This is a genomic window from Shewanella sp. SM21 (assembly GCF_025654335.1).
GTDB lineage: Bacteria > Pseudomonadota > Gammaproteobacteria > Enterobacterales > Shewanellaceae > Shewanella > Shewanella oncorhynchi.
The window spans coordinates 145345-162848 of record NZ_JAKKRL010000010.1 but is presented as its reverse complement, the minus strand read 5'-3'; the positions used below and the strand labels follow the sequence as shown (position 1 = coordinate 162848).

14 protein-coding genes are annotated in these 17504 nt (G+C 44.9%); 10 read left to right on the top strand and 4 right to left on the bottom strand.

Translation table 11 applies throughout. From position 1 onward, the window contains the following. Nucleotides 1-34: 34 nt before the first annotated feature. The 7 genes from L5L94_RS15115 to L5L94_RS15085 all read left to right on the top strand — a co-directional run bounded on the left by L5L94_RS15115 (nucleotide 35) and on the right by L5L94_RS15085 (nucleotide 6395). Nucleotides 35-901 (top strand): sterol desaturase family protein, encoded by an 867-nt coding sequence (locus L5L94_RS15115; RefSeq protein WP_263163832.1) that lies wholly within the window; start codon nucleotides 35-37, stop codon nucleotides 899-901. A gap of 169 nt (nucleotides 902-1070) precedes the next feature. Then, nucleotides 1071-1694, top strand: coding sequence for a hypothetical protein (locus tag L5L94_RS15110; protein WP_131523720.1), 624 nt, complete (start codon nucleotides 1071-1073; stop codon nucleotides 1692-1694). 198 nt (nucleotides 1695-1892) lie between these two features. Then, nucleotides 1893-3287 (top strand): UDP-N-acetylmuramate:L-alanyl-gamma-D-glutamyl-meso-diaminopimelate ligase, encoded by a 1395-nt coding sequence (gene mpl / locus L5L94_RS15105; RefSeq protein ID WP_263163831.1) that lies wholly within the window; start codon nucleotides 1893-1895, stop codon nucleotides 3285-3287. A gap of 1 nt (nucleotide 3288) precedes the next feature. Further along, nucleotides 3289-3948, top strand: a complete 660-nt coding sequence (locus tag L5L94_RS15100; RefSeq protein WP_263163829.1) for a flavin prenyltransferase UbiX — start codon at nucleotides 3289-3291, stop codon at nucleotides 3946-3948. Nucleotides 3949-3955: 7 nt separating this feature from the next. Further along, complete coding sequence (gene hpt / locus L5L94_RS15095) at nucleotides 3956-4486, top strand: hypoxanthine phosphoribosyltransferase (protein WP_028761726.1); 531 nt, start codon at nucleotides 3956-3958, stop codon at nucleotides 4484-4486. A gap of 203 nt (nucleotides 4487-4689) precedes the next feature. Continuing rightward, the gene (locus tag L5L94_RS15090) at nucleotides 4690-5628 is read left to right on the top strand and encodes an ABC transporter ATP-binding protein (protein WP_263163828.1); all 939 of its coding nucleotides are present in this window, start codon (nucleotides 4690-4692) and stop codon (nucleotides 5626-5628) included. Next, on the top strand, nucleotides 5625-6395 hold the full coding sequence (locus tag L5L94_RS15085; protein ID WP_263163826.1) for an ABC transporter permease: 771 nt from the start codon (nucleotides 5625-5627) through the stop codon (nucleotides 6393-6395). The genes L5L94_RS15090 and L5L94_RS15085 overlap by 4 nt, the downstream gene beginning before the upstream one ends. Before the next feature lie 68 nt (nucleotides 6396-6463). Here L5L94_RS15085 and L5L94_RS15080 read toward each other — a convergent pair whose 3' ends face one another. The 3 genes from L5L94_RS15080 to rluA form a co-directional block, all read right to left on the bottom strand. Beyond that, nucleotides 6464-10327 carry a S8 family serine peptidase gene (locus L5L94_RS15080; RefSeq protein WP_263163824.1) on the bottom strand — a complete coding sequence of 1288 codons (3864 nt, stop codon included), beginning with the start codon at nucleotides 10325-10327 and terminating at the stop codon, nucleotides 6464-6466. Between the two features lie 206 nt (nucleotides 10328-10533). Further along, nucleotides 10534-10995 carry a transcriptional regulator AsnC gene (gene asnC, locus L5L94_RS15075; RefSeq protein WP_006080290.1) on the bottom strand — a complete coding sequence of 154 codons (462 nt, stop codon included), beginning with the start codon at nucleotides 10993-10995 and terminating at the stop codon, nucleotides 10534-10536. Between the two features lie 95 nt (nucleotides 10996-11090). Then, entirely contained in the window at nucleotides 11091-11768 is a 678-nt protein-coding gene (gene rluA, locus L5L94_RS15070; RefSeq protein ID WP_263163822.1) for a bifunctional tRNA pseudouridine(32) synthase/23S rRNA pseudouridine(746) synthase RluA, read from the bottom strand. 203 nt (nucleotides 11769-11971) lie between these two features. Here rluA and L5L94_RS15065 point away from each other — a divergent pair, with 203 nt between their 5' ends. Beyond that, nucleotides 11972-13888 (top strand): peptidase U32 family protein, encoded by a 1917-nt coding sequence (locus tag L5L94_RS15065; RefSeq protein WP_168824801.1) that lies wholly within the window; start codon nucleotides 11972-11974, stop codon nucleotides 13886-13888. 200 nt (nucleotides 13889-14088) lie between these two features. Continuing rightward, complete coding sequence (locus tag L5L94_RS15060) at nucleotides 14089-14463, top strand: PH domain-containing protein (protein ID WP_105250128.1); 375 nt, start codon at nucleotides 14089-14091, stop codon at nucleotides 14461-14463. 143 nt (nucleotides 14464-14606) lie between these two features. Here the strand turns inward: L5L94_RS15060 and L5L94_RS15055 are convergent, their stop codons facing one another. Beyond that, the gene (locus L5L94_RS15055) at nucleotides 14607-17003 is read right to left on the bottom strand and encodes a toxin-antitoxin system YwqK family antitoxin (protein WP_263163820.1); all 2397 of its coding nucleotides are present in this window, start codon (nucleotides 17001-17003) and stop codon (nucleotides 14607-14609) included. A gap of 180 nt (nucleotides 17004-17183) precedes the next feature. On the opposite strand from L5L94_RS15055, the gene L5L94_RS15050 reads away from it, so the two are divergent. Continuing rightward, nucleotides 17184-17501, top strand: a complete 318-nt coding sequence (locus tag L5L94_RS15050) for a cupin domain-containing protein (protein WP_263163818.1) — start codon at nucleotides 17184-17186, stop codon at nucleotides 17499-17501. The last annotated feature ends 3 nt before the right edge of the window (nucleotides 17502-17504 follow it).

Genomic DNA, 17504 nt, shown 5'->3' with positions numbered 1-17504 from the left:
ACCATAAAATAAAAATAGAACAGGATGATCTTATATGGATATCGCCTCGCTGATCCAGCACCCAGAATTGTTACTGCTGGTGCTCGCACCTTTGTTTTTCGTGTGTATTTTGCTGGAATGGTACTTTGGCGATAAAAGACAAAGGCTACCGTTAAGTGCACGTTATCGCGGCCAAGAAGTGCTGTGTAATTTCAGCCTCGCGGCCATGCATCAAGGTGCTGATTTACTCACTGGTTTGTTGATCGCTAAGCTGTATTTGGCGATTTTTGGTTGGAAGTTACTCGATATTGAAATGGGCCCATTGAGCTTTATTGCTTTGATGGTCGCGCAGGACTTTTGTTATTACTGGTTCCACAGGGCGAGCCACAGAGTCCGCTGGATGTGGGCGGCTCACGTGGTGCACCATAGCTCTGAGAATATGAATTTTAGCACTGCGTTTCGTCAGAGTTTAATGTATCCCTTTGCAGGCATGTGGGTATTTTGGTTACCGCTGGTGGTCATAGGTTTCGATCCAAACTGGGTGGTGTTTGTGGTATTACTCAATCTGGGATTGCAATTTTTTGTGCATACCCAAGCGATTAAATCACTCGGACCGCTGGAATGGGTCTTCAATACTCCATCACATCACAGGGTGCATCACGGTCGTAATCCCCAATATATAGATAAAAACTATGCGGGTGTGCTGATTATTTGGGACAAGCTGTTTGGCACTTTTGAGCCCGAGGTAGATACTGTGATTTACGGCATAACTAAGCCAGTGAATAGTTTTAATCCCTTTAAAGTGACTTTTAGTGAATGGCGAGACATGTTTGCAGAGGTCACAGCGACAGGGTTGAGTGTTAAACAACGACTGCGTATCTTGTTTGCTCCACCTTCCAGCAGTTTAAAAAGCGAGGAATAACAATCCACTGCATTTTCCAAGTTAAATAGCGCAAATGGCTAATAGAGTCTTGAATTTAGCCTTGCTAGCCTATATTCCGTTTTTTGCCACTGTTTTGGTGTAAAAATGTACAATCCCATACTTTGGTGGTACTTTTTGGGGTAAGGAATTTAACTCGGGAGGACTTATCATGATGGATGAACCTCGATTATCCGCGGAGGAGCTTGCTTGTTTTAGCGAACTTTTTTCGCCGACTCGTGTGGGCACTGCCTTGACTAACGATCCCCTGATCAATCATGTGCTCACAGTCACAACTGAAGTGCCGCAAGTTATCGCCTCGATTCTCGGTAAGGCAAAACTCACTCTATTGGCCGAAGTCGGGCCCTATAAACTCTGGTTTCCGCTACTGATGAAAGTGGATGACTTTGGTCAGTTTCAACCCACTTTAGGTGTACCTGAAGTGCTAGATGCCTCGGGAGTGGAGCGCAGTTGGCGGTTAACTCAAGCCGATGATGTGTGGATATTCGACCACGATCAAGGTGAGCAATGGTCTGTTGCCTCGCTATCTAGTTCTGGCATGGCCATTCGTGCTAAATCACAGCAGCAATTTAAACAATTGTTAGGCAGTAAAGATCTGCAATTACAATTGCCCAATGGCGAGACTATGCGCGTCGATATCGAGCCTATTCGTAGCGAGAAAGGTCTGGCTTTCGTTAAGTTTCAGGCCGAAACCGAAGAGCGTGAAGCGTTACGTCAATTCTTATTTAGTCGTCACCGTAGCCAGCACGCTCAGCTCTACCGTGACTTACGTTAGGACCTGCATTGCGACAGTTTTCGGCCTTGTGTTAGTTGACCTGTTATCTAAAAATCTCAGTTCTGCAGCTCAAATGTGAAATCTACGGATTTAAAAACTGTCATTTGCGATTGCAGTGCTTTTCACCGATTGTTACCTGCCAATCTGTCGCCCGATGGATTAGAATGGCGGTGAATTCAACACATCAGAGCGAGCGGTATGCACGTACATATTTTAGGGATTTGTGGAACCTTCATGGGTGGTCTAGCGTTATTGGCTAGGGCCAAAGGGCACAGAGTGACGGGCTCGGATGCCAATGTCTATCCTCCAATGAGCACGCAACTAGAGGACCAAGGCATTGAGCTTATTCAAGGTTTTGATCCTAGCCAGCTGGGTGAAGCAGGGCACTATCCTGACTTAGTTGTCATTGGTAATGCCATGAGCCGGGGTAATCCTTATGTGGAAGCTGTGTTGAACATTGGCATCCCTTATACTTCTGGCCCGCAGTTTTTAGCCGATCATATTTTGCCTGAGCGTTGGGTGCTGGCAGTGTCTGGCACTCACGGTAAAACCTCGACATCTAGCATGTTAGCCTGGATTTTAGATGATTGTGGTTATGAGCCTGGGTTCTTAATCGGTGGCGTACCGCAAAACTTTGGTGTGTCGGCACGTTTAGGTAAGACCGCTTTCTTTGTGGTTGAGGCCGACGAATACGACAGTGCCTTCTTCGATAAACGTTCGAAATTCGTGCATTATCATCCGCGTACCTTAGTGATCAACAATCTTGAGTTCGATCATGCCGATATTTTTGCCGATCTGGCTGCGATTCAAAAACAGTTTAACCACTTAGTTCGCACCGTTCCTGGTGAAGGCAAGATCATTTGGCCCGCCGATTCCCATGCTGTTAAGCAAACGATTGATATGGGTTGTTGGAGTGAGCAAGAAACCTATCATTTAGCCGAATCGACCAGCGGTTGGTATGGCAAAGCGTTAAGTGATGATTGCCATCGCTTTGAAGTATTTTTTGATGGCGAATCTCAAGGCATTCTCGAATGGGATTTGATTGGTCAACACAATATTGAAAACGCCATGATGGCCATTGCTGCCGCACGCCACGTGGGCGTTAAGCCGAGTGCTGCAATTGAAGCTTTAGCTAAGTTTATGCCACCTAAGCGTCGACTCGAATTACTCGGAACCGTTAACGGTGTGAGCGTATATGACGATTTTGCCCACCATCCGACGGCCATTGCGACCACGTTAAAAGGCATGCGGGCTAAGGTTGGGCAGCGCAAGATTACTGTGGTACTCGAGCCGCGCTCAAATACCATGAAGAGCGGTGTCCATAAAGACACCTTAGCTTTTTCTATGATGCAAGCCGACGAAGCCTTTTTATATCAAGCCGATACCATCGACTGGAATATGAAAGAAGCTATGGAAGCGGCGGTGATCCCTGTGACTGTGTTACATCAAATTGATGATGTGGTCGCGAAAGTCGCAGCAACCGCCAAAGCAGGCGACACCATAGTGGTGATGAGTAACGGTGGTTTTGGTGGGTTACATAAGAAGCTGCTGGCCGCATTAGAACAGGCTTCAACTGTAGAGCAGGTTAGCTAAGATGGCCTACGCAAAGTCGACTAAGGCGATTAGCTTAGCTTGGACGGGCGCCTCGGGTGCTCCCTATGGGCTTAAGTTACTCGAGTGTCTGTTGGTATCGGGATATCAAGTGTTTATGATGATCTCCAGTGCCGCTCGAGTGGTATTGGCGACGGAACACGGCTTACAGTTAAGCGCCAACAGTGACAAAGCCCATGCCCAGCTGTTGGCTTTGCTGCACGAAAAAGGCGTGATTATTGCTGGCGAGTTAGTGGTATTAGGCAAAGATGAGTGGTTTTCACCGCCTGCATCGGGTAGCGCTGCACCTAAACAAATGGTGATTTGTCCTTGCTCAACGGGGACGTTAGCGGCAGTTGCTACCGGAATGAGTAATAATTTACTCGAACGCGCCGCCGATGTGGTGATTAAAGAGCGCGGCCAACTTATCCTAGTACTGAGGGAAACTCCTTTTAGTGCCATACACTTAGAGCATATGTTAAGCCTTTCTCGCCTCGGCGCGACCATTATGCCCGCTGCACCCGGCTTTTATCACAATCCCAAATCGGTAGAAGATCTGGTAGACTTCATGGTCGCTCGAATTCTCGATCATTTGGGCGTTGACCATGCATTAACGAGTCGCTGGGGTTATGACAAACAGTCTAACCGCGACCTCGACAATTGAGACTTATATGAAACACACCACCGAAGTGATGATCTCTGCTGAAGAGATAAGCCAGAAATTGGATCAAATGGCCGAGCTAATCAATGCCCATTATGCCCACAGTGAACGTCTGCTGATGGTAGGCTTGTTAAAAGGCTCTGTGGTCTTTATGGCTGACCTGTGTCGCCGCATTAAAGGCCATGTTGAAATCGATTTTATGTCGGTTTCCAGTTATGGCAATACTATGACCAGCTCACGGGATGTGAAAGTGCTGAAAGATGTGCAATCAGATATCGCCGGTCGCGATGTGCTGATTGTGGAAGACTTGATTGACTCAGGTAATACGTTAAGCAAAGTGCGCGAGATGTTGTTACTGCGGGAGCCTAAGAGCCTTGCACTGTGCACCCTGCTGGATAAACCTGAACGTCGTGAAGTGGATGTGAAGGTCGATTTTATCGGTTTTACTATCCCTGATGAGTTTATCGTAGGTTATGGTATTGATTATGCCGAGCAGTATCGCAATCTACCTTATATCGCCAAAGTCGTACCACTCGATTAAGTGTCCGATACAGTTTAAAACTCCCGCAGCAGGCGGGAGTTTTGCTTTTTGCGGCAATATAAAAAGTATTAATGATTGAATCATTAAAGATTGTCTTTTCAATCAATTAGCTATTTTTTTGCTTTAGTTCTGCAACCCATCATTGTAATTGTGTTTTTTAGCACCATCTTATTACTTTCTAATGTGTAAGGATCGGTACAAATATGGCGAATATTACCCATGCTCTGGTACTCGAAGGGCTTAAAAAAACCTATAAAGGCGGCGTCGAAGCGGTCAAAGGCATCAGCCTCACCGTCAATCAAGGGGATTTCTTTGCCTTGCTAGGCCCCAATGGTGCGGGTAAATCCACCACGATTGGTATTATTAGCTCCTTAGTGCAGAAGAGTTCAGGTACGGTCAAAGTCTTTGATTATGATATTGATAAGCAGCTAGAACACGCCAAGCTCTGCATTGGTTTAGTGCCACAAGAGTTTAACTTCAACCAGTTTGAAACCGTGCTGCAAATTGTGGTGAATCAAGCGGGTTACTATGGTGTGCCAAAACCTATCGCCCTTGAGCGTGCCAAAAAATACTTAAGTCAACTGGATCTGTGGGAAAAGCGCAATAGCCCTTCGCGGGAATTATCCGGCGGCATGAAGCGACGGTTAATGATTGCACGCGCTCTGATGCACGAACCTAAATTATTGATTTTAGATGAACCTACCGCAGGTGTGGATATTGAACTGCGCCGCTCTATGTGGGAGTTTCTCAAACAAATTAACCAGCAGGGCGTGACGATCATCCTGACCACTCATTACCTTGAAGAAGCGGAAATGCTTTGCCGTAATATCGGCATTATCGATAAAGGTATTTTAGTGGAATGCACTAGTATGAAGGCGTTGCTGAGTAAGCTGAATATGGAGACGTTTATTCTCGATCTTCGTCGCGATACAGAAACGGCCCCCGTGCTCGATGGCATGGCTTGTCGCTTAACCGACTCTCATACCTTAGAGGTGGATGTAGCGAAAGAGCATAATCTTAACGATGTCTTTAGCCAATTAAGCGCAGCCAATATTGAAGTGCTATCGATGCGTAACAAGTCTAATCGGTTAGAAGAACTCTTCGTCGAACTCGTGAAGAAAACTCAGGGAGCCTCAGTATGAATCAGCTCTACTTTATTGCCTTTAAAAGTATTTTAAGTAAAGAGATCAATCGTTTTACGCGAATTTGGATCCAGACCTTAGTCCCTCCAGCGATTACCATGACCTTGTATTTTTTGATTTTTGGTAACTTAGTCGGCAGCCAAATTGGAGAGATGGGCGGCGTATCTTATATGGAGTTTATCGCCCCAGGTTTGATCATGATGTCGGTGATCACTAACTCTTACTCGAATGTTGCTAGCTCATTCTACAGTGCTAAGTTTCAGCGTAATTTAGAAGAGCTGATGGTGGCTCCTGTGCCCCATTATGTGTTGATTGCTGGCTATGTTGGTGGCGGCGTGGCGCGCGGTTTGTGTGTCGGCCTAATAGTGACGCTTGTGGCCATGTTCTTCGTCGACATTAGCTTGCATCATGCCGGTTTAGTGGTAATGACAGTGTTTTTAACCTCAGTGTTATTTTCACTGGGTGGATTAATCAACGCTGTTTTTGCAAAGAGTTTTGATGATATCAGTATCATCCCTACCTTTGTGCTCACCCCATTAACCTACCTTGGCGGCGTATTTTACTCCCTGTCACTCTTGCCCCCTTTCTGGCAAGGTGTGTCGGCACTCAATCCTGTGGTCTATATGATCAACGTGTTCCGCTATGGCTTTTTAGGCTTCGCCGACATCAGCGTGCCATTGTCCATCGCCATTATGATCGGTTTCTGTGTCACACTTTGGACCTTAGCGTATTACTTAGTCTCGCGCGGAATCGGCCTGCGTTCCTAGACATATTTCTTTAGAGCTTAATAGAAAAAGGGAGCCATTAAGGCTCCCTATTTACTGTCAACAACTCGTTACTTCATACGACGGCGCATTGCCGCCAGTGGTAACAATAAGGCGGTTAGCCAACCGAGTGAACCTCCTCCATTGTCTGTATTTTTATTTGGTGCAGCAACCGCAGTCACTTCACCAGTATTACTGTTTAATGTGCCATCATTCGCAATAACAGTAAATGTATAGGTTCCCTGCTCTTTTGGGGTAAAGCTAATATTTTTTGCTGCAGGATCAAAAGTCACTGTAGGACCTGATGTCTGTGTCCAAATATAGGTGAGTGCATCGCCATCGACATCTTTAGCATTTGACATGACGGTGATTTTTTGGCCTGTAGGCAAGGTTTCTCCTGTTGGGGCGACAGTTGGTGCATCATTGACATTAGCAACTGTCACAGTCACTTTAGTCGCTTTTGATACGTTGCCATCGGCATCTTCGACGCTGTAAGTGAAGCTATCGGTGCCAAAGAAGTCTTTCTTAGGCTGATAAGTTGCAATGCCAGCTTCACTGATAGTGACAGTACCATTGGCAGGTGCGTCTACTACAGTTGCTTTAGACAATGTACCTACAGGAGCAATATCCAAAACACGCTGTGCACTGGCGGTTATGCCATTGCCTGTGATTGATGCGCGAGCAACTTTTTGATCTGGATTGATATCATTTGCGAGCAAATCAATTTCTATTGAGGTTTCTTCTGTAGCCTCTGCCATATCGCCAGTGCCAAAGGAGAATTCTGTCGCTTTAGCCAGATAGTCGATAGTAACATTACCTGCCGTTGTGTTTTTCAGCGTCAATGTATTACCTGTTACAACCGAATCACCTTCACCATTAAAGTGGTAAGTTGTTCCAATTGTTCCGCCTATATTTTCAGCGCCGATAGTGACGTTTGAAGGCATATTTGGAATATTTATGTAATTGAATACAACCTCTTCAGTATTACCTGTCTTAATCCAAATGCTAAACGTATAAGGTGTATTTGATGTATCACCATAGAGTTGGCCTTTATTCCACTCTAAAGCTAACCATTTAACTCCATCATCATCTGTGAATACACCAACGGCTAAGTCACCACCGCCAGTATCGCCAGCAGATTTATCTGATAAATCAAAATCTGACCAGAAGGGCGCTAAAATGTTATTTGGGTTACTGCCATCAGGTAGCTTTTTGTTCGCAAATGTACCACTTGCACTTCCTCCTCCAACAATCGCTAGACCATTGTCAGACATAGTGATGCTGGTATAGCTAACACCATTGTATTTAAAGCTAGGCACAGTAAAGGTGAATGCTTGTTCATCACAACCTTCTGGACAAGTAATTGGTTTGACCCCTAGACTCACTATGCTTGGGAAACCAGCAGAGCCCTTAGTTGTCGTCATTTTAGGAAGATTAAGTGACCCAACCCAAGTAATGTTGCCTATATCTTCGTTGATTTGTAAACCATTTTGCGTCGCGCCAGCTAAGCTAACTTTTACATCATCTTTCGATGTTAGTTTCGTGCCTTCTGGTGCTTGCGCTGTAATAGTTACTGTACTGTCAAATGAGTTATTGTTAATCACAACTGATATTGGAATCGCATCGGTTGCGTTAAGTTCGGTTTTCTTGCTCATAGTCGAAATCAGTGAGGCATCACTTGACTCTTTAGCTAACACAGCCAAAGGTAAGTGAGCATCTTGCAGTCCTTCGGTGCTGCTTATCATTACATTACCAAAAATCCACTCACCATATTCTGCGAAAGTTGAGTCAACGGTTACAGTAAACGTGGCAGAGGCTCCTGCGGCAAGTTCTAAGCTAGAAGGTGATACTGTTATACCTGTACTATCGGATGAAGTTGATAAGTTCCAAGATGTTTTTGCGTCACTCTTGTTATATACCGTTCGAGTGAAAGTACATGGACCAACACAAGAGTCTGATGCGATGGATGGTTTGTCGAACGTTAATATAGCTTTGGCTGCAGCATCTAAATCCATACGTCCAGCACCCATACCAAATGGTGTGGCTGGTGTTGTTGCATCATCATCTAAAATATCATCAAATTTAGCTGTTGATGTTAAAGCAGTTTTAATATCGTTTGCAGACCAATCTGGATGTAATTGACGCATCATAGCTGCAGCACCTGCTACGTGCGGGCTTGCCATACTGGTGCCAGAGATCATATTAAAGTCTTCACCACCATCATCAGGAGAAAAAGCTGACAGAATGTTGGTACCAGGTGCTGCAATATCCGGTTTAAGAATATTTTGGTTGCCATCAGGACCGCGTGAACTGGTGCTATTTAGGTTATCAGCAAGTTCAGAAACCATGATGCGTTTAGTTTTTGCAACTATCGTACCTGTTGTTGCAGCATCTCCCATGGCTTCAATTACGGCTAAACCTGCATCTTTCGTAATCATGACTGCAGGGAATGGTTCACCAGGCATAGACATAGTCGTTGGTGCACCTGCCGCATTGTTATAAACTACAAGGGCTTTAGCGCCTGCAGCTTTTGCGTTTGTGGCTTTTAATGAGAAGTTACATGTTCCGCGAGAAATCAATGCAATGCCATCTTTGAATGAATCCGCAGCAAAGGCATCACAACCATTGGCATTTTCAGCATCTAAATTAACGGCCGCAATCACTGGAGCGGTAATATCTTCTGAAAGCACTGCATCAGAACTTGGGATAGCAAGTAAATCACCACTACCGGTATTAAAGCTATTAGCGAAAAAACGCCCTGTTGTAGTGTTAGCAACAGTTATTCCTGATTCAATACAAGCAGGGCAGCCGATAGTTTGAGGACCATTACCATCGTTACCGGCAGCGCTAACTACAACAACACCCGCAGCTTCTGCAGCTTCAAACATGGTTTTGTATGGGCTGCTAGCTGGATCACTACCAGCACTTCCCCCCCATGAGTTGTTGATTACATCTGCACCATCATTAACAGCATGCTCTAAGGCTTCCATTAACATGATGTTAGAGCCGGTTCCGCCTGTGCAATCAGGCTTACTGTAAAGAGCCTTGTAGACCATAAGGTAAGCTGCTGGTGCTACGCCAGATAGTTGAACGGGAATATCTTTATAAGTAGTTGATATCTTGTTACCGACAGCGGTACCTGCAACGTGAGTTCCGTGACCACCATAGCTAAGTGGACTCATGTATTCATTAGGACACACAGGTGATGTTGGCTGTGACCAACGCGCAACGATCAGCTTGTTGTTACAGAATGAAGCATCGACAGTCGAGCAGTAGTCATCCGATGGTCGACTACCGCTGGGGGCTGTGAAGCCTGCATCGGTAAACATGGGATTTTCCGGACGAATACCGCCATCAATAATAGCAACTTTCATTCCTTTGCCCGCATTAGCCATGCCGGAAACGGCTTCCCACATAGCCGGGGTATTAATCACTTGGTGTGATGCATCCATGCTAGTTTCATATATAGCCTCTGGGTATACAGCTTTCACTCCAGGCATTTTGGCTATTTTTTCAACACTTAGTCCTTGGCCAACAACTGTTATACCGTTAAAAAGTGTTTGGAAATGACGTTCCACTTTTGCATTTGGCGCAATTTTAGCTAAATTGCTAGCAAAAGCGTTTTGCTCTTTAGCTAGGTGACTTGAATAGCTTTTGACATTAGTAGATTGAATATCTAGTTTTTCTTTTTTCGAATTTAAAGCTGTTGCTGCGAAGTTGCCGATGCCGCCTCTATACTTAGCTAGTGCAGGAGATTCCATCTCAACAATAAAACGTTGTGGAGCATCGAGGTTAGTGGCTGATGTTTGCTGTTTAGTATATTTATCATGCGCGCTTATTTCTGGAGAGTAAGGTTTAAATGTAAATTCACTGTTAGCAATAGCTGCGCTTGAGAGTAGTGCAGCGGAGATAGCGATCGATAGTTTTGTCTTCACAACTTCTTCCTTGTCAATTAATGCTTTCAGCACTTTATTAAACGTGCCCGTAGCTGAATTGTTATAGTTTTTGCTGCACTCTTTGGTGTCAGCAATGAAGTTGTAACACAAAAGTATCGTATGGTTAACACTTTTGCGGTAAAAAAGATGTTAATCACACTTTGGTATTTGTTATGTTGTTTGTAGGTGTTTGCTGTTTTTCCTGTTTAAGGTTTAACCGCTCTGACGATTGGGTTTTGTAGGCTGATCAAGGTTTCTGTCGACTGGATTTCATCGATAGATTGAATGCGATTGATGAGTACGTGCTGTAAACCATCGATGGATTGGCACATGACCTTGACGAAAATACTGTAGTTGCCTGTGGTGTAATAGGCTTCGACGACTTCTTCGAGAGCGTTGAGTTTGGCGATAGCTGCGGGGTAATCGCCAGCACTTTTAAGGTTGATACCGATAAAACAGCAAACGTCATAGCCTAGGGCTTTAGGGTTTACCGTGATTTGCGCACCTGTAATGATCCCCGCTTGCTTCATTTTTTCTACCCGAACATGGATAGTGCCGGCGCTAACGCTAAAGCGTTTAGCGAGTTCGGCAAAGGGTGTGCGGGCATCCTGCATTAGGGCTTCGAGGATATGATTATCGAGTTGATCGCGCTGAAATGCGGTATCCATAAATAAACTCTCTATAACGTAGTGAATTGTCATAAAGTTACGTTTTTTTATGGGGAATTGCTACCGATTTTGCCCGTATTATTTGATTTTAGTGATCATTGTTCACCCAAAGGCTCACAAAAAGGGACTTTTGCGCTAAAAGTCATACTGACACCTGAGTAGGGATGTTTGATGGTGAGCTCTGCTGCATGTAGTAATAGTCGAGGCGCTAAGGATTTTGCCAGTGAGTCGGCATAAAAACCATCACCTAAGATCGGATGACCTAGCGCCATCATATGCACCCGTAATTGGTGTGAGCGGCCTGTGATTGGCGTCAGTTTAACCAGCGTTGAGCGTTTGGCGCGGCTCATTACTTGGTAGTGAGTCAAAGACGGTTTGCCAACAAGATGATCGACTTTCTGTTTAGGGCGATTTGGCCAGTTGCAGATCAGTGGATAATCAATGCTGCCAGTGTCATTTTTGACATGGCCTGCGACCCTTGCATAATAGGTCTTGCTGGTTTCTCTATCGTGGAACTGACGTTTTAATTCCCGCTCGGCGCTACGAATAAGGGCGACAACTATCACACCAGAGGTCGCCATATCGAGGCGATGGACGATTTGACAATGGGGATGCTCTGCTTTTACCCGGGCATAGACACTGTCGTAATGGGCGGGGTCGCGACCGGGCACAGACAACAATCCTGAAGGTTTGTTGATGACGATAATGTCTTTATCTTGATAAAGAATATCGAGCAAAGGAGTGGTCGGTGGTTGGTAAATAAAATCAGTCATAAATAGTGCCTATTCGTCAATGCGGGGCAAAGATACTCTGCTCGGCTTGAGGGTGCAAGTGTGAGGCCCAAAGATCGGCTGTGCCATTATCCTCGCTGACAAAAGTAAAGCGGATTAGTTGATGATTTGCTGATAGAGCTGTATTTGAGTTTTTGTTATACTCCCGTCCTTTTCGTTAATGATCATTTTGAGTCTGTGAAGCCATGAGCCAGCCAGAGATATACACTCCCGAGAATCTTTCTCACGTCCACAACCGTCTTGAGTTATTGGCGCCTGCAAAAAATGCTGACTACGGTATCGAAGCCATACGCCATGGTGCCGATGCGGTATACATAGGTGGTCCTGCATTTGGTGCGCGGGCAACGGCGGGTAACAGTGTTGAAGATATCGCGCGCCTGTGCACTTATGCTCATCAATACCATGCTCAGGTATTTGTCGCCCTCAATACCATTTTGATGGATAACGAACTGGCCGACGCCGAAAAACTCATTTGGCAATTGTACGAAGCGGGAGCTGACGCGCTGATTGTGCAGGACATGGGCGTATTACAACTCAATTTGCCGCCGATTGCCCTGCATGCCAGTACCCAAATGGATAACCGCAGTCCAGAAAAAGTGGCGTTTTTAGAGCAAGTTGGTTTTTCTCAGGTGGTGCTTGCCCGTGAATTGGGCTTAAGCCAAATCCGTGATGTCGCCGCGCATACCAATATGCAACTCGAATTCTTTATCCACGGTGCTTTGTGTGTGGCTTACAGTGGTTTGTGTAACTTGAGTCATTCCTTTAGTAACCGCAGTGCTAACCGCGGTGAATGCTCGCAAATGTGCCGCCTGCCGGGGAATCTTAAAACACGTCAAGGGGATGTATTAGCGCAGAATGAACACTTATTGTCTTTAAAAGACAATAACCAAACTGAAAACCTCGAAGCGCTCATTGATGCGGGCATTCGCTCGTTTAAGATTGAAGGTCGCTTAAAGGATTTAAGTTACGTTAAAAACGTCACCGCGCATTATCGCCAAAAGCTGGATGCGATTATGGCGCGTCGCCCTGAGTTTAAGGCTTCATCCCACGGCCGCTGCGAACATAGTTTTACCCCTGATCCTGAAAAGACCTTTAACCGTGGCAGTACAGATTACTTTGTTAACGAACGTAGCCAAGGAATTAAAGATTTTCGCTCGCCCAAATACATAGGCGAAGAAGTCGGTAAAGTGGTCAGCATAGGTAAAGACTTTATCCAAGTGAGTTCGACCCATGAGTTTAATAACGGCGATGGCTTAGCGTTTTTCCCCGCGAATTTTGCTATGGCAAAACAATCCGATGACAAGCTGCAAGGCCTGCGGGTTAACCGCGCCGAAGGGTTAAAACTGCATATATTGCAGGTGCCAAAGGATTTAAAGGTCGGCATGACTTTGTACCGTAACCATAACCAAGCCTTCGAAGCCCTGTTATCGAAAGAATCTTCTAAGCGGATTATCGGCGTCGATTTACGGTTGAGCGACACCCAAGAAGGACTGGCACTGACATTGACGGATATCTATGGCCTTACAGCCACAGTGAATTTAGTGGTAGAGAAGACGCCTGCGACTGATGTCGATAAGACCTTACAAAATACTCGCACTCAGCTGGGTAAGCTCGGCAGTACCGACTTTGTTGCCCGTAGCATTAGTATCGATACGGCCCAAGCTTGGTTCTTGCCTGCATCTGTGCTCAATGGTCTGCGCCGTGATGGTGTGGCCGCTCTAGAGGCTGCTCGTGTGCAAGGTTATGTGCGTCCATTGCCGTGGAAGCATAATCAAGATGCAGTCTATCCCGTCAAGCATTTGAGTTACTTAGGTAATGTTGCCAACGAAAAGGCTAAGGATTTTTATCAACGCCACGGCGTAATTGAGATCCAAGACACCTATGAGAAAAATGGCGTCACCGAAGACGTGCCATTGATGATCACTAAGCATTGTCTGCGCTTTAACTTTAATTTGTGTCCGAAGGAAGTACCAGGCATCAAGGCCGATCCTATGGTGCTTGAAATCGGCAATGATGTGCTCAAGTTGGTATTCGACTGCCCTAAATGCGAAATGATGGTGGTCGGTGAAAACCGTCAAGTGCGAGGCCAGAAGCACCTTTAATATTTGTCATTAGGAGCATTGCCCGAGTGCAATGCTCCTAGCACCTATTCAGCTACATCCACGCACCTACACCAGCCTACCTCTCATTGATGTTGCTCTCACCAGCGTCACTCTCATATTTTCATCAAAGCCTTATATTGCACATGCGGTAATGAGCAGATATCTTATTGAAAATAATATCAATAATAAGGGATGTTAAAATGGGATTGTTAGACGGTTTACTCGGTAATGCTGCTGAGGTTGATTTACAGGAATTAGCCGAGGAATTAAGGCCTATCATGGGCATTCAAGAAGAATTAAAACTCGCCTACAAAGTGATCCGTGATTTGTTTATTTTCACCAATAAACGCCTGATCTTAATTGATAAGCAGGGACTTACAGGCAAGAAGGTTACTTACCATTCAATACCTTATAAATCTATTACCCATTTTGAAGTGGAAACGACAGGGCATTTTGATATGGATGCAGAGCTTAAAATTTGGATCTCAGGCCAGAGTGAACCTTTAGTCAAAGAACTCAAGCGTGGCACGGATGTCGTGGGTATTCAAAAGACTATTGCCACTTTTGCACTTTAGTCTTAGTGCTGCGACTTAGATTCATTTAGTGCTATCAAGCTTGGAATTGTTATCGCAAGCTGACGGTTAATGTGAGTAAGGTAAGCCAAGTTTTATCTGGGCTTACCTATCCTCGCTATCGAGTGTGATTCAAATCTGCTTGATTAATTTAACACTATCCTACTTGTGCTAGTGGAGTGCTCTATCGGTTCGCCCGCCATAGTATAGGTTTCGGAAAGCTTGAGTTTGCCTTGCTCATCGTATTGATTGTGGATGCCGACCCAGAATTGCTCCTGTCCTTGAATTTGTAAATTACCTTCTTCTGCAATCTGGCGATTGGGATGATAGCGTTTCATTGCATAAAGCTTGCTTTCATCATCAAATTTTAAGTGATAAGCCAATATGGGTTCTTCGGTGTGAGTGGCGACATCTGCTATTGTTTTATCTTCTCGCTGTTTTGTCGCGGTATTGCCATTGGGTGCGTGATACTTCTGACGAGATAAATATGCGTTATTTCTACTATTGCTAGCATGATGTTCGCTGTCATCCGTACGGTTATTTGGTCCGTTACTTTGCCCATCAGCATCGTCTTCATCATAGTCATAACTAGGATTTTCTGGGCTATCCCATTCAGGTTCTTCATCTTCCTGAGTTGCTATATTTTCATGAAAATCAAAGTAGTGACGGCTTTCTATCAGTTGTCCTTGTTCATCTAGCCAGGCTTCGCGGTACACTTTTCCTTGGGGCGTAAAACGTTGCCAATGGCCGATATCGAGGTAACGACCATTAGTAATTTGGATTGTGCCAGTTTCTAAAATTAAACCTTGAGGGGACAAGGATTTAGAGCTAAATAAATCCTCTTGCGTACGGGTGAGTAACCAGCGAATGGCGCCATCTTCATAGTATTCGATGCGAGTATCGGCAATACCTTCTTGATAGTATTCCCTTTGATTATTATCAAGATTATAGCCGCAGCGGGTATTCGAGTGACTCTGATAGGATTCGAGGATCCCTTTGTTATTATAAAAGCTGGACTCTTTGAGGTAGCCTTGGCCATCACGAACTTCATATTCAGAAATTGTACGTATCGTGCCATCTTCATAAAACCAGCGAGCTGTGCCATCACGGTTGCCCTGTGTGTGCGGTAAGTACATCTGAATTTGCTGGTTTTCGTGGTATTCAATAAAAGGGGCTACCGAGAGATTATTTTTATATTGGCCTTCGGCCGAAAGCACGCCACTTTTATAATAGCTTCTAAATAGACCTTCCCTGAGTCCCTTTTCAAGATAGATCTCAAGGGCGAGTTGACCATTGTCATGATACCAAAGGGCCATGCCTTGTTCTTTGCCATCCTCAAAATAGATTTTTTCTTCAATTTGGCCATTGGGATACCATTTTACATGTTCGCCATGTAATTGGCCTTCGGTATTGAAGGGTTCACGCCATGCAGGCTTACCTGAGTCGTAAAACTCTTCAATGACTTTACCCGTCACATCGTTACACACTTTTTGTTTAATTGCTCCATTGGGATGATACCAAACGGCTTCATATTCATAGCCTTGGTTGTAATATCTTTCAGCTTCTAGTGAACCATCAGGGTAATATTGTTTTTCAATTCCGTGGATAACATCTTGCACTAAGGGCCGGATCAGCTGTATTTGTCCAGATTCATAGTGGCGAGTTAACGTATTGATATAATAGCCATTGCTATCTTGTTCGGCGGTTTCTTTAAGCTGACCATTGCCATAAAAGTATTGAATAAATTGACCTTGGGGATGGCGATCGTCTATTTGATTGATCTTGCCCTCATGGTCGTACCACGTTTGTGTTCCAAGTTGCTGATCATTAATAAAGTTGCCTTCAAATAACAGGGTACCTAGGGCATTGAATTGACGGGTCACGCCATTACGTTCGCCAAAATAGTTTGAATCGACGGCTTGGGTAAGTCCTGGGCTTTGGGTGATGATTCTAAGTATACCCGCACCATCTTCAGTATTGAGTTGGTGAAAAGTGCGGTGCAGTTGGCCTGTTAGGCTGGCGTAATCTTGAATATCGCCTTGCACTATATTGTCTGCATCGAGGGTAAAGTGGCTTATCAATAATGCATCGAGATTGTTAAGCTCAACTTGCCACAACGCCTTTATTTGGCTGTTCTTTTTGGGGGTGATACTGCACACTTTTACCTTGTCGAGCCAAAAGTGCTGCTCGGGGAAAGGGAATTGATTGCTGATTTCGAGGCGGTCGAATTCGGTATGGTGGAAGTCGCAGCATTCATTGGCGTTTTCCCAGCCCAAGAGTTCTATGACTTGGGGCGTATCGTAGTGATAGAGAGTTAAGCCGTGGTCGGCATTTTCTTCGCAAGAAGTCGCGTCTGCCTTTGTCGCATGAATTTTTAAGCTGAAATGACGCTGGAATAGCGGCGCAGCAACTGACGGCTCCTGCGTTAAATCTTGTTCTTGGCTGAGTGTTTGTGATTCAGTTTGAAGATGAATGTCTTTTGGAACGCGGCTAGTTTGGTTTGAGGGAAATAACTTGGCTTTGAGTGCGCGAAACAACGACATTGGGGGAAATCTCCATATCCATATGTAAAACAATAAGCTTATCTGAGGGATACTCATGGCAATTGAGTATTTCTGTGCGCATATCATAGCGGTTTATGGATTAGTTTCTCAATGCTTGATTGCTCCAAATACCGTTTAATCAGAGTGGCACATTAATAAAAGCAGAGGAATAAAGACAAAATGCTTGATAACTTTTTTGCAAAATTTCCCACAGATTTATCGGTGGAAGTGTTTGAAAAACTGGCGGGCAATAACACTGTGACCATTGAGCGCATCGTTTCCAATGGGCAATCTACGCCCGAAGGTCAATGGTACGATCAAACTCAACATGAATGGGTGATGCTGCTCAAAGGCGAGGCGACGCTTGAATTTGAACAAGGTGAACCCGTTACGCTAACCCCTGGAGATTACTTAACGATTCCGCCCCATCAAAAACATCGAGTCGCTTCGACTTCTATAAGTTCAGAAACCCTATGGCTCGCGGTATTTTACGATTAATTA

Coding starts and splice junctions, on each gene's coding strand:
- L5L94_RS15115 (WP_263163832.1), top strand. CDS start 35: ATGGATATCGCCTCGCTGATCCAGCACCCAGAATTGTTACTGCTGGTG.
- L5L94_RS15110 (WP_131523720.1), top strand. CDS start 1,071: ATGATGGATGAACCTCGATTATCCGCGGAGGAGCTTGCTTGTTTTAGC.
- mpl (WP_263163831.1), top strand. CDS start 1,893: ATGCACGTACATATTTTAGGGATTTGTGGAACCTTCATGGGTGGTCTA.
- L5L94_RS15100 (WP_263163829.1), top strand. CDS start 3,289: ATGGCCTACGCAAAGTCGACTAAGGCGATTAGCTTAGCTTGGACGGGC.
- hpt (WP_028761726.1), top strand. CDS start 3,956: ATGAAACACACCACCGAAGTGATGATCTCTGCTGAAGAGATAAGCCAG.
- L5L94_RS15090 (WP_263163828.1), top strand. CDS start 4,690: ATGGCGAATATTACCCATGCTCTGGTACTCGAAGGGCTTAAAAAAACC.
- L5L94_RS15085 (WP_263163826.1), top strand. CDS start 5,625: ATGAATCAGCTCTACTTTATTGCCTTTAAAAGTATTTTAAGTAAAGAG.
- asnC (WP_006080290.1), bottom strand. CDS start 10,995: ATGGATACCGCATTTCAGCGCGATCAACTCGATAATCATATCCTCGAA.
- rluA (WP_263163822.1), bottom strand. CDS start 11,768: ATGACTGATTTTATTTACCAACCACCGACCACTCCTTTGCTCGATATT.
- L5L94_RS15065 (WP_168824801.1), top strand. CDS start 11,972: ATGAGCCAGCCAGAGATATACACTCCCGAGAATCTTTCTCACGTCCAC.
- L5L94_RS15060 (WP_105250128.1), top strand. CDS start 14,089: ATGGGATTGTTAGACGGTTTACTCGGTAATGCTGCTGAGGTTGATTTA.
- L5L94_RS15055 (WP_263163820.1), bottom strand. CDS start 17,003: ATGTCGTTGTTTCGCGCACTCAAAGCCAAGTTATTTCCCTCAAACCAA.
- L5L94_RS15050 (WP_263163818.1), top strand. CDS start 17,184: ATGCTTGATAACTTTTTTGCAAAATTTCCCACAGATTTATCGGTGGAA.